General features: G+C 49.1%; 3 protein-coding genes. 2 read left to right on the forward strand and 1 reads right to left on the reverse strand.

Annotated elements, in window-relative coordinates:
* Window positions 1–37 precede the first annotated feature (37 nt).
* Window positions 38–226: a hypothetical protein gene (locus GO755_RS24160; RefSeq protein ID WP_157587865.1), complete on the forward strand. Its 189-nt coding sequence runs from the start codon at window positions 38–40 to the stop codon at window positions 224–226.
* A 167-nt stretch (window positions 227–393) separates the two neighbouring features.
* On the forward strand, window positions 394–2193 hold the full coding sequence (locus GO755_RS24165) for a thiamine pyrophosphate-dependent enzyme (RefSeq protein WP_157587866.1): 1800 nt from the start codon (window positions 394–396) through the stop codon (window positions 2191–2193).
* A 108-nt stretch (window positions 2194–2301) separates the two neighbouring features.
* Here GO755_RS24165 and GO755_RS24170 read toward each other — a convergent pair whose 3' ends face one another.
* Window positions 2302–14391 carry a T9SS type A sorting domain-containing protein gene (locus GO755_RS24170; protein ID WP_227687062.1) on the reverse strand — a complete coding sequence of 4030 codons (12090 nt, stop codon included), beginning with the start codon at window positions 14389–14391 and terminating at the stop codon, window positions 2302–2304.
* Window positions 14392–14530: the final 139 nt, after the last annotated feature.

Below are 14530 nucleotides of genomic sequence, written 5' to 3' on the forward strand. Positions count from 1 at the left end.
TTGTACGAACGCCAGGCTCATCCTTATCTCCTATATTATGAGTAAGCCGACATACACCTCCATTCCCCCTACTACCGATACTGTTTACTGGATGCTGAAATCCTCAGATGGTAAAACTAGTATTTATGTACCGCGGGATAGAGATCTTGACCGACAGCTAAAGATTAAGTTTCAGGCTGAAGTAGCTGCCCGAACATCGATCAAGCGGAAAAAAGAACATCGGTAATCGTTAAGGAGTAAGTATACTATTACAGCCTGGCTTCATTAGCCAGGCTTTTTTGTTGCCCTATCATTAAGATTCTTTAATCTTCCAGGCGGCTTCCAAACACGAATGTCAGATCGGTAGTTAAACGCACACTGGTTCTGTTCGTTTTCTTTTTTTTAGTAAGTAGTATGGCAAAGACAGGAGCCGACCTATTGGTCGAACGGTTGTTGGAATGGGGTGTCGATACAGTATTTAGTCTGCCTGGCGACGGTATCAATGGTATTTATGAATCGCTGCGTAAACGACAGGACAAGATTAAACTCATTCAGGTGCGGCACGAGGAAGCGGCTGCCTTTATGGCTTGCGGTTATGCTAAATTCACGGGAAAGCTTGGTGTTTGTATTGCCACGTCGGGTTGTGGAGGCATTCATCTGCTCAATGGTCTGTATGATGCCAAATATGATTCACAACCTGTACTAGCTATTACGGGACATACCGCTCATGATATCAGTGGTACGTTCTTTCAGCAGGATGTCGATCTGGTTAAAGTATTTACCGATGTAGCTGTCTACAATGAGCGGGTAATGGGACCAGATCATGTGATTAATGTGTTGGATCAGGCTATTCGTACCTCATTAGGGCAGCGTACTGTAACGCACATCTCGTTTCCTAAAGATTACCAGGATTGGACAATGAGCGATGATACCCGTTCGTCAACCAACGTCCCCGACCATAGTAGCGCGACGCAGGTTAGCCAGACAGTAGTGCCCGATGTCCGGCAATTACAGCGGGCTGCCGATCTGATTAATGCCGGAGAGAAAGTGGCGATTTTTGCCGGACGAGGTTGCCTGAATGCCCGAGAAGAAGTGCTTGCTCTGGCTGATGCAGTAGGTGGGCCAGTTATTAAAGCCTTGTTAGGAAAAGGAGTGGTTCCCGATGATGATCCTTACACCACAGGTGGCTTGGGTTTGTTGGGAACGGCCCCTTCGCAAGATGCCATGCAGGAGTGCGATACGTTGATTATGATTGGTACTCGGTTTCCTTATCTCGAATTTTACCCTAAAGCGGGTCAGGCCCGTACCGTTCAGATTGATCTCGATCCATCGCATATTGGCCTTCGAACGCCTGTTGAGGTTGGTTTGATGGGTGATAGCAAAGCTGTTTTGCAGGCATTACTTCCACTAATTCATCGCAAAAAAGATCGTAGTTTCCTGGAGAAAGCGCAGGAACGCATGGCCTACTGGAACGAATTGCTGACCGAACGAGGGACGCAGGAATCTATACCAATGAAGCCGCAGGTTATTCCCCATACGCTCAGCCCACTCCTGAACGATGATGCTATTGTTACCTGCGACTGTGGCAACAACACGACCTGGGCCGCTCGCCATATTCAGGTGCGGGGCAGTATGAAATTCTCTACCTCCGGACTCTTGGCTACGATGGCATCGGGATTACCCTACGCAATTGCTGCGTCGGTTTCGCATCCGGGTCGTCAAGTTGTGGCGTTAGTAGGCGATGGCGGTTTTACCATGTTGATGGGCGAACTGGCCACGGCCGTGAAATACAAACTGCCCATTAAAGTGTTCATTTTTCACAACAATTCATTTGGACAGATCAAATGGGAGCAGATCGTGATGGAAGGTAATCCCGAATTCGCGGTCGATTTACAGCCGATTGATTTCGCAGCCTATGCCAATGCCTGTGGAGCAAAGGGCTTTACGATCGACGATCCAAAACTAGCCGAATCGATCATTCGGGAAGCGTTGGCTTATGACGGCCCGGTTGTCGTTGATGCTATTGTTGATCAGAACGAGCCACCCATGCCGGGCAAAATAACCACCGATCAGGCCATCGAATTTGCCAAAGCCCTCGTGCGTGGGGAACGTGACCGGAGCGAAATTATCAAAAATGTGATCAGCAATCAATTTCACGAAGCCATTGCGACCAAGGGCCGCAGCCTGCTGGACATTCTTCCGGGAAGAAGGTAAGTGGCCGTATCGTCCATATGAGCTTACTAAGTCAAAATAAAGCGTATCTAGCAAAGCAGAGACTATAACTATAGCCTCTGTTTTGCTAGATACGCCAGGTACCGTCTATTACTGTTTTTGCAATCGTTTGATAATTACTTCTTTATCTCCCTGGGCTTCCAGCAGGTAGAGTCCGGTTGGTAGATTTCCTAAGTTCAGAGTTGTCTCTCCCTGACCGTTCTCCAGCTCAACCAGCCAATCTCCCAGCTTATGTGCCGACACATCATACAGCCGGAGTTTTATAGTGGGCTGTTTGCCTCCCCCATCTACTCGAACCACTACCTTGTCTGAAGTTGGGTTGGGGTAAGCCGAGACTGTGAAGGCCAATGTATTAACGGGCTCACTTGCACCTAAACGAGACTGCGCGCTACTCACTGTTAGTTTGGCGGCCTGAGATACCACATTGCCACACAGTCCACTGATCCGGCACGTATACAACCCTGCATTAGCTGGAGTGACCCCGGCTATAGTCAGTGTGGCCGAATTTTGATCGTTAAGTACCGTGGTTCCACCATAATACCATTGGTAACTTAAGCTGCTTCCGCTAGCCGCCACACTGGTAGTAAACGACTGACCAGCCGCAACAGTCGCACTGGCAGGTTGAGCCATAAGCTGAGTAGCCGGATTGATCGTCAGGGTAAACAAGTTGGAACTGACCGAGCCACAATCCGAGGAGACTACTGCATAATACGAGCCCTCGCTGGCGACTGTAACCGACGGTAGTGTCAGAGTGCGGGAAGTCGATAAGACAGTAGTACTACCACTTTTCATCCACGCATAAGTCAGGTTGCGACCTACGGCCAACACACTAGCAACTACCGTTGTACCTGCACATACAGACGAACCCGAGACGGGTTGCTGCGTTAATTTAGCCGATGGATTGATAGTAAGTACGAAACTAGCTTTGTTAGAGACACAATTATTGGCCCCAATGACTGTCACCGAGTAGGTACGGGTGGTGATAGTAGTCAGGCTCAAGCCGCTGGTAGAAATCGGTAAGGTACTCCCTTGACCACCTGGAACACTCCAGCTATAGGTATAAGGAGCCTTACCACCGGTGGCAGTGGCCAACAGATCATAGTCCGTTCCTTCGCAGACGGTAGCGCTGGCCAGTAGCGACGCGGTAGGTGGGGTTTTATCGACCTCAATGAGTTGAGTAGCCACCGCCTTACAGCCATTGCTTCCCGTGACGGTCACCGAATAGGTGGTGGTCGTGGTGGGATTCACCGTCTGGACAGTGAGCGTAGAGCCATTGCTCCATTTGTAGTTGACCCCCCCACTAACCGTCAAACTGGCGGTTTGGGTGGTACAGCCGACTAAAGTGCGATTGGCTACAATAACCGGTGTGGGCGGAGTTTGACTCACGGTGATGCTGTCACTCGCCACCGCCGTGCAGCCATTGGCCCCTGTCAGCGTGACCGAGTAGGTGGTGGCTGTGGTGGGCGTGACACTGATGGATCGGGTGGTTTCTCCTGTACTCCAGAGGTAGCTGGCCGCTGAGCCAGCCGTCAGGGTGGCTGTCGGGTAGGTACAACTGACCACTGTCCGACTGGCCGTCAGGGTGACCGATGGGCTTGTCTGGTTGACACCGATGCTGCGTTTGAGTACACTGCTACATCCGTTTTCTGCGGTCACGGTCACGGCATAGGCCGTGGTGGTGAGCGGGCTTACCGTCACGGTATCGGTGGTTTCGCCCGTGCTCCATTTGTAGCTGACCCCTCCCGAAGCGGTTAGGGAGACTGTTGACGAAGCGCAGGTAATTGCAGTAGCGCTGGCCAGTAGCGACGCGGTAGGTGGGGTTTTATCGACCTCAATGAGTTGAGTAGCCACCGCCTTACAGCCATTGCTTCCCGTGACGGTCACCGAATAGGTGGTGGTCGTGGTGGGATTCACCGTCTGGACAGTGAGCGTAGAGCCATTGCTCCATTTGTAGTTGACCCCCCCACTAACCGTCAAACTGGCGGTTTGGGTGGTACAGCCGACTAAAGTGCGATTGGCTACAATAACCGGTGTGGGCAGAGTTTGACTCACGGTGATGCTGTCACTCGCCACCGCCGTGCAGCCATTGGCCCCTGTCAGCGTGACCGAGTAGGTGGTGGCTGTGGTGGGTGTGACACTGATGGATCGGGTGGTTTCTCCTGTACTCCAGAGGTAGCTGGCCGCTGAGCCAGCCGTCAGGGTGGCTGTCGGGTAGGTACAACTGACCACTGTCCGACTGGCCGTCAGGGTGACCGATGGGCTTGTCTGGTTGACACCGATGCTGCGTTTGAGTACACTGCTACATCCGTTTTCTGCGGTCACGGTCACGGCATAGGCCGTGGTGGTGAGCGGGCTTACCGTCACGGTATCGGTGGTTTCGCCCGTGCTCCATTTGTAGCTGACCCCTCCCGAAGCGGTTAGGGAGACTGTTGACGAAGCGCAGGTAATTGCAGTAGCGCTGGCCAGTAGCGACGCGGTAGGTGGGGTTTTATCGACCTCAATGAGTTGAGTAGCCACCGCTTTACAGCCATTGCTTCCTGTGACGGTCACCGAATAGGTGGTGGTCGTGGTGGGACTCGTCGTTATAACTGAAGTAGTAGCTCCTGTGCTCCACTTGTAGCTAGTCCCTCCACTGACCGTCAAACTAACGGTTGGACTGATACAGCCGACTAAAGTACGGTTGGTCGCAATCGCTGGCGTGGGCAGGGTCTGATCCACTGCGATACTACGCGTAGCTACAGCTAAGCAACCGTTGGCTCCTGTGACGGTCACCGAATAGGTGGTGGCCGTGGTAGGGGCGACATTAATGGCAGCCGTGGTCTCGCCAGTGCTCCACAGGTAGCTGACGCCCCCTGACGCACTCAGCGAGGCTGTTGGATTAGTACAGTTGAGGATTGTCTGGCTAGCCGTTAGAGTTGCCACAGGTGGCGTCTGATTAACGTTGATTGTGCGAGCGGCCACGGTTGCACACCCGTTTGCTCCTATTACCGTGACTGAGTAGGTAGTGGTGGTTAGCGGGCTCACACTCACCGTTTCACTAGTTTCACCCGTACTCCATTTGTAGCTGACCCCTCCCGAAGCGGTTAGGGAGACTGTTGGCGTAGCACAGGTAATTGCTGTGGCGCTAGCCAGTAGAGACGCAATTGGTACTGTCTTATCGACCTGAATGAGTTGGGTGGCCACAGCAGTACAGCCGTTAGCTCCGATCACGGTGACCGAGTAGGTAGTGGTGGTGGCTGGACTCACCGTCAGTACAGATCCAGTGGCTCCTGTGCTCCACTTGTAACTGGAGCCTCCGCTGGCTGTCAAACTAACCGATGGCGTGTTGCAACTCACCAAAGTTCGACTGGTAACAATCGCTGGGGTTGGCGGTGTCTTATCAACTGCAATTGTATAGTTGACCACGGCGGTGCAACTGTTAGTCCCTGTTAGAGTGACCGAATAGGTGGTGGCCGTAGTAGGCGCTACACTGATGGCTGCTGTAGTCTCACCGGTACTCCATCGGTAACTGGCTGCGGCCGACGCGGTTAGTGAGGCCACTGGCGAATCACAGGTAACAGCTGTCTGGCTGGCTGCTAGCCATGCGGTCGGTACCGTCTTATCGACCTCAATGGTGCGGCTAGCCACGGCGGTACAGCCGTTGGCTCCCGTGGCAGTGACCGAATAAGTGGTGGTAATAGTGGGGCTCACGGTTAGCACAGCACCATTGGCTCCTGTACTCCACTTATACGTATTTCCACCCGTAGCGGTTAAACTGGTTGTCGGAGTGGCGCAGGTTAGGACAGTCAGGCTCGGAAGGATACTGGCAACGCCTATGTTACGGTCTCCGCCAATTACTATACTGGACGTGGCCGTACAGCCGGTAGCACTTGTCAGAGTAACTGAATAAGTGCCTGCCAGGCTGACGGAAATCGACGGAGTCGTCTGCCCGTTCGACCATAATAGACTTCCGCTACCAATAGCTGACAGACTCACCGTTGGACTGGCACATGTCAACGTTGCTGAACTTGGACTGATGGCCAATTCAGGTACGGAATAAACCGTTGTCGTTTGAGAAACAGGCTGCCCATCTTTAGTATATGTAATCGTATGCGTACCCGCTCCTGCCACAGAAGGATTAAACGTATTTCCTGTAATACCAGGTCCACTGAATACACCGCCTGAAGGCGCCCCAACAAGTGTTTGGGAGGTTGCAGTACTACAATAACTACTTGCCAGGCCAGTAAAGCTAACGGAAGAAGATCGGTTCACGATCCAGGAAATCTGCTGAGTACCCACTCCCGCATTTCCGGTACTGTCAATGACATTTCCAAGATTTACTGAGAATGTATAATTACCTTCTGGATAAGTAAGTAGTCCGAAGTTTCCTGCCTTCCAGTTTTTTGCATCAACAAAACTTAGCATAGTACTCGTAATCGGTACTACTTCACCATTTCTTGTCAATTGAAACGCAGCTGTATTTAGACCTACCACTCCTTCATCGAACGTAATATTTACGAACGGGACGTGCTGAGAATCAATACCTCCTTGGGTTGATTTTTCTAAAAGCAATACCACCGGCCCTGCATTGTCGACTGTGAGCACCACTGACTGTGTTTGTACCCCTGCAATATGGTTTTCCGACTTTATATTGGGGAGGTCTACCCTCAATTCGTAGATACCATTCTGGGTTAACATAGTTTGCAAACCAGACAAGCGGAATAGTTTATGATCTGAGCTTACCGAATCAATAGCTAATGAGCCGGCCTGCAAAACACCATTCTTATAGATAGTAAACCTTGCTGGCGTTACAGTCGCAACGTCGATAGGTAAATTGAACAGTAATTGAATAGTGCTGTAAGAGGATGCTTTGTGGTTTGCAGGAATGCCCTGAAAAGCCTGGACAAATGGGACACCCATAAACTGTGACCAACTAACCTGCTTACCTACAGTTCCCGAAATTCCATATATGTCTTCAACATTGGCAGCCTGAACAGTAAAGAGATAATTCCCGTTTCCGGTGGTAATCGCAGACAGATCTACATTGAAAGTGGTCGGATCAATCTGGGTAATTACGACAGATGAATTGATGATGTTCTGACCACCCTGGAAAGTAAGACTCAAATCCTGATAGGTAAACGTAGCCGGATTGATTGGCTTACTGAAGTAGACCTTGAGATTAGTTACCTGGGCTGATGCTGACTGAGCTGGAACGCCAGTTATGCTGTCTACTTTTGGCACATTTACATCGACAGGCTTCCACACTACAGTATACGTGGCGGGCCCCGCAGAGGTAAAGCGATCTACGATGTGAAACTTATTTTCATAAATCGGCGATCTGGCTACCGGCAATGTAACAAAGGTAAGCCAGGCATTATCCAGCGGAATTACCTGTCCATCGCTGCGGGTTACACTAACAAGCTCGTAAAGTCTGTTGCCCGGATCATTGAGTTTGATATAATTGAATCCGGTATCAGATGGCGTTACTGTCAGTGTATTTGTAAATGACGGTGCCGATACGGGCGAGTCAAAGCTTCCGCCTGAAGCCGTATTTACCTTGGCGGTTCTGTTGCCCTGAGAGAAATAAATAATGTCTGGCTGATCATCGACATCAAAAATGTCGTTTACCAGGAAGTCATTAATACCATCTTCAAGGTTACCGTAAAGGCGGATACTCTTTGTTAGTTCGTGCAGTTTCACACCTTGTATCAGGCTCAATTTTGAGTTTCCGTAACTATTGTTATGGACAACATTAGCCGAATAGCTCACAAATTTTCCAAGTAGCGTACTGGTAAAGTACCATTCTCCAACCCGTGTTTCTAAAGCAGGAATATTACCAAACGGAATATCTGTGAGACTCAGATTTTGGGATTGACCTTTGAACTTAGTACCAACCAGATTGAAATCAATTGCCAGACCTGACGCATTGTCTACAACTTCAGGCTTGGCCGATGAAATAGTCACATTGGTTGCCTGACCGTATCCTTTATTTTCAATCATTACCGCTAACTCGGCAGGAATCGAAGGTTCTATGTCAGGGGAGGTAAGTGCATCGTCGCCCAAAATATTTCGTTGCATGAAATAGTGGAGCATCAGGCTCGGGCTCGGATTGACCGTAATCGGAACAGGTATTAATGGTATCGTAACCGTTGCCTTGGCATAAGGGTCAAAATAGGTTACCGATCCCCCGAATTTGTAAATAGTTGGCGCTTGTGGCGCTGCGTCAGGTTGGGGGATAAAGAGATAGGTAACCGATCCTCGTTGCTGGGCGCTAATCTGTCCAGAACCCGTTACGTTTGCCAGGTTGTTAAAGCTTTGGGTTTGAATTTCAAAAAGCCCATTACTTGGTGTTCCGCTGGCATCCGTGATCTGCAGATTAACCGCGATCATCTTCATTGCATCCGTAGGGTGTCCATTGAAAATTTCCAGTGTTCCCAAAAACGCTTCCCGCGTCATGGTCAACTTCTGGGTGAATTGAACGGATACAGAGGCACAAATGTCATTTTTTTGATTATCAATGATTGTATTGAGCGATTTTATCGACTCTTTGTGCATATCATCAACGGTTTTAAAGCCTCTGCTGACAGCGTGATTATGTGCTTCGATCAAAGCCGCAACATAACCATCAACCAGAGTCCAATTGATGATATTGGGATACGTACTGTTAGGCGCAAGGACATTTTGCGCTTTGGCCTCCAGCGATGTATTCCAGCGGGTAAAAAATGCCGAGAGTGCAGATGACGATATGTCATAACCGGCCATTGCCGAAATAATACTACTTTGAGCATTTGCAGGAATAGGCGTTTGATCATTAAGGTAGGTGCTGACCAGCGGAAACAAAGCTGTCCATCCTTCTTTAGTGATCAGGTCACCAAAATACTGAGACATCCAATTATTTACCGCATTATAGCCATTCACTACCACCTGCAGATTAGCGGAGATTTCGTCGAAAACCGCAAATTGACCGTCCGTATTATCACACGTTTGAATGGCACTCAGTACGCCACTTACACAAAGCACTTGCCCACTGCCAGGCACCTTGCCCGCTACAAAGCCAGCTGATCCATTAGCCGCGCAGTTTATTAATCCGGTTCCTTTATCATGACCGGCTCCCGTGAGTGTTACACTCGTATAACATGCCAGTATGCTGGCTACGTTACTTGCTGGAGTGCATCCTGTTATGGCGGTGCTTATATCGGCGATACAGGCCACACAACTTGTTTTCTGTTGCTCAACTGGAGGAGTCGGATCTGCCGTCCCTCCCGATGGTGCTGACCCAGTGCAATTAGCGCAAGGCGCATCGCCCCCTGTTGTCTCAATACCGGCAATCCCAGCTGACCATGCGTCGTAGAGTGCATTGTATTGCTCAGGTGTTACTGTTGATCCTCCAACTACTACAGTACCTGTTCCTGGGCCGCAATCGCGGCTTTCGTAGATAAATGAGGCACCGGTTTTATCCCCTAAGTTGGTTGTTGCATTTAATCTATACGAATACGACACACCAACGAAGCCTACACAGGGAGCCTCGTTCGGCCCTGGGCTAGTTGCTCCGTTTCGTCTGCGCATGATTACCGGAACCTGAATGCTCTGATTCGCAAGGAGGTCGGACGGGGTATAATTCGTCACAAATTCGTATTCGGGGTCTGTTGTTGGTAGCGTTAAGGTTACCTGTTGTGCGGTTATGAGCCCGTGATTTGTGAGAACAATGTTAAAGAGATATTCCTGCCCTGTCGCCAGGTGAGGCATCGTTTTCGGCATGTCCATGGTAACTACGGGTGCCGGCACGTTCGTCTCGTACTTGGCCTCGAGCACAACGGTATATTGATCCTGCACAGCCGTGGGTACTACAGTCCAACTGAACGTTATGGCCTGGTAATTCAGGAATACAGTAGATTCGACTGTGCTGCCTGGAGTGATTTCCAGGACATTGCTATAAGGTGTATGCTTATCTTTTTCTACAGTAATACGATGTTTTCCTTCGGGGACATTAGAGGCAACAAAAACTCCATTTGCATCGCTACTTCCTTCCGCATACAACTCACCCGTAAAATAGTTTGTAATCCTGACCAGCGCACCGGCTACTTTGGGACCCCCGTCTGTATAATAGGTAAATTGGTCTGTCACCGTAATCCGCGCTGTTCCTGCCGATTCGGAAACCTTTTGGAAGGTAAAGGGAATAGAGACTGAGTTAGCATTTGTCGAATTGATTCCGATGCTTCCCGTTATAGGATAGTTAAATGGAACCTCAGCCAAAGCAAGAAATTTCAGGATTACGGTAGTCGAATCTCCGGACGCCAGAGATGGTAAAGTTTGGGCGGTAACGCTATTGAGCCAATTTGTCTGGGGAAGACTGAGCGTTATAGGCCCAGTTACTCCTTTCCCTTTATTGACCAGTTTAATTTCTACCCGGCGTTCGCCTGAGCTTTGCGAAACAACGGCCTGGATAGTCGAAACATTAGCAACAATATAGCCATTGGCTGCCTGGCAGTAATAATAGACGTTTGCGTTTTGAATAACTCCTTCATCTGATTTTGCCTGGAAACGTGCTGTTTCAAAGTTATTTCCATTGGTTAAGGCTGATCCTACAACCGTGTAGCCAAGATTCGCTGACGCGTTGCCTGCTAACGTCGGCAAAGTCGCGAATTGGATAGACGCTCCGTTGGGCAATGCTAGTGGGGCCAGTGTAAAATTGGTCAGGCTTTTATCGCTCAGGTTTTCTACTGACAAAGCCCCGGTCAATGGTTCGTTCAGTGTAGTTTTAAACTGAGCACTAGTTCCACCATTAATGCGAACACCAAGAATATCAAACGCATCCTGTTCCGTTGTCTGATTTAAACCCGGAAAGCTTGCTCCAACTATATAATGTCCTGATTCGCTGGCAAGCGGAGTGAACTGCACCGAATAATTACCCGAAGCATTTGCCAGCGTTAACACTTGCCGTCTGATGCCTTTAGTGATCACGTACACCTCAACCTGTGCGTTGGCAACTGTTGCACCATTGCTTCTTGTTGCAGTTCCAGTAATAGACATGCTATTCCCCTGCATAAAATAAGTTGGGCCTATCTGAGCCGTTGCCGTGTAGGCTGGCTCAACCGTGAGACTGGCCGGGTCAGATACGTTATTTGTAAGTAGAAGTTCTGTCAGGGTCGCAGTCGGGTTTACCCAGAACAGCACTTTATATACTCCTGGCGCATCCGGCGCTTTAAACGAGCTGGCAAATACCTTGGTTTGGCCAGCAGGAATGGCTTCGCCGAGCAAGCTTTCAGAAATCAGTACGTCCGACGCGTCGATTGTATTATCTACTGATAAATACCCACGGACCAATGTTCCGCTTGGTGCAGTTGCTGAACCGGTGTTCTTTATTGAAACCTGGTAGGTGACGGTTGATGATGCCGGTACACTGTTGCTACTTAATTGAAGCGTCGGAATCTGCAAATCCGGCTTATTCAGATCTGTAACGATTACCCAGATTGAACCTGAAGAGAAACCGGGTGCAGTTGCCGTGAAATATACTTGCTGATTGCCATCTGTTATACTATCGTCCAGTGTCGTAATATTGACATCGACAAACGACTGACCTGCCGGTATCTCAACAGTAGCTGGAACGGTCGCTTCGGTTACGTCGGAGGAGACAAGCGTTACAGAAAGTGCATCTGTTGTGGCTGTGTTTCGTGCGATACGCAATGAGCCTGCATTGGCCACCCCTTCTGGCAGTGTTTGCTGCGACACGGTCAATAGCAGCGATGGACCGTCGTCATCATTCACGGTAAGCGTAGCCGAAACCGAACCAGAAGAAGTCGGGGGTGCATTACAACCACAGGACGACACAAATAAAGAAGCGTTGATTTCGACCTGGCGCTGGCCATCAACTACGGTGTTATTAACTACACCGATCGTAAACGTTTTCTCATTTTCGCCTGCTGCCAATGAAATGGCGCCAGGCAATATAAGCGTATTGGGCAGGCTTGCCGATAAATTGGCTGTAAAAGCGAGCGAATTGCTTGATGGAGTTCGCCGGAGGGTAGCCTGAGTAGCATTCAGACCTGCCGCTTCAGAAATGGCATTCGTCTGTAGTACTAGTTCCAGATGAGGGAAATCATCATCCGTTATCACTATCGTTTTGCTGTCTGGAGTATGGTTTGCAGCGCCCGCAGAAAGAGTAACGTCAAGATCAAGTTCAGGAATGTCATCCTGTGCTAAAATGATAGATACATCAGCATAAAGGGCACCAGCGGCAATCGTGACAGACGCAGGAGCGGGGAAACGAGTTGGGCTACTGGATTGTAGGAAAACCGTTAAAGGACTGGTTGGGGCAAGATTGGTCGCTACTCTAAATTTGACCGTATCTCCCTCCATACTACTTGCTGGCAGATTGGTTATCGATAATGCCGGTAAGTCGTTATCGATAATTACCAGTCCAGCCTGAGCACCCTGATAACCGGATGCTGAAACTTGTACCTGATCCGTTGTCTGCCCTTCGACTGTTGTGTTATCTGGAGCCGCAATTGCGAAAGATATGCTGGAATAACCCGCCGGAATAACTACAGAGGTCGGATAGGTAAGTCTGGCCGAGTTCGTAAGGCTAACCGTTACGGTAAGTTCAGCTGAAACTGACCCCGTTCTGCTTACAGTTGCCGTAATTCCAGTGGTATTGCCTTCGGTTATTTCGTTCGCAGACAGCGAGAGGAAAAGCCCTTTTTGAATTGTCCACGGAGTTGGCTGAATAGCGATATTATTGGCCTGCGTGCCCGGTGTTTCCTGAACTGTGGGGCCAGGGACTACTTCGACAACAAAAACAGCCTCGTCTCCAACCAGTAGATTGGATGGAACTGTAACCGTGCTACTTCTGGAAATACTTTGACCAATAGCTAATGAACTGCTCGTTGAATAAGTAATATCTTTAAGGAAGGAGCGATTTATGCCAGATGGAGACTGTACATAAATACGCTCTGTCCAATTGATTGGAGAAGCGGCAATTCCATCATTCGAAATGTTCCAGGAAACCGTAACGGTATCACTTAGACCTACGACGGTCTTATTGGAACTAACATCTTTTACCGCCAGATCAGGGAGCCGTTCATAAACCAAAAAGCTTTGCTGGATTGGGCTAGCCGGGTCGTATACGTTGTTGCCGACCTGCCTTGCCTCAATAAGGACCGTACCTGCTGCTGTTAGTGTAATTGTGTTTCCATCCAATGTTGCAGGCCCAGAAACAACACTGAATGTGACTGGTAAACCTGATGTTGCCGTGGCCGTCAGACTGAAAGGTGCATCTCCAAATGTTTTTGGCGAAACTGGAGTCAAGGAAATATATTGACTACGCTTTGAAACACTAAATGTTCGCTGTGCTTCGGCAGGTTTAAAATATTCATTCCCAGCTTGAGAGGCTGTAACCGTTACCTGTCCAACTGTTCCAGAGAAGGTTATTGTAGTTCCAGTGAGAGATGCTACGCCAGAAACAGGCACTGTAGTAATCGTATAGCTTACTGGCAGACCAGACGTTGCCGTAGCATTGAGTACGACAGGCTCATCTACATATTTATTCGCAATTTCAGGAAAATTGACCGATTGATCTACCTGAATTAACTGCTCTATCCAAGGTACAAACAGCACTTTATCCGACACCTTATTCCCCGTACCAGTTGAATTCAACGTTGCATGATAAGGGCCTGATGGTGTACCCCAATATGTACTCCGGGCATCGAGCGTATCGCTACCAGCGTTATTTATTCCATAGTCTGAATTACTATAAATTTTGTTACTCTGAAGTATGGGTTTTCCGCTAGCATTATAAATACCTGTTACGTTTCCGTATATACTTGAGGAGGTAATTGTTGGTGAGCTACCGCCGTTATAAATGCCCATATTCTCACTGTTGCGAATAATCGAATTGGCGATTTTAAGCGTTGAGGAATAATTGGATATAGCACTGCCATAATACTGAAGATCCCCCCACCGATCGACTACGACATACTCCAGTTCTGAGTTGTTATTGTTGGGGAATAGAATCTGTCCTCCATGGGAGGAAACTGAGTTGGACGGATTGGCAAAGCCCACAAACCGGATTGAGTCGGTAGGTGTCCCTTTGGCAATCAATGTACCACTGACCGATAGCTGATCACTGTAAGACTTCGAATAAATATCTACCCCTGGGGCGATGGTGGCAGTTGCCCCGTCAGCAATCGTGATGTTGCTATTCATCAACACATAATGAGATCCTGAACCTGGTTTGGGTACGTTGAAAGAACCATACACAGTCTCGCTCCGAAGGTAGACGTCGGTATTGGTCAGGTTACTGATTCCGCCTACACTGGAAAGATAGGTCAGGACATCCTGATTA

This window comes from Spirosoma arboris (genome assembly GCF_009754945.1).
In the GTDB taxonomy this organism is placed as follows: Bacteria; Bacteroidota; Bacteroidia; order Cytophagales; family Spirosomataceae; genus Spirosoma; species Spirosoma arboris.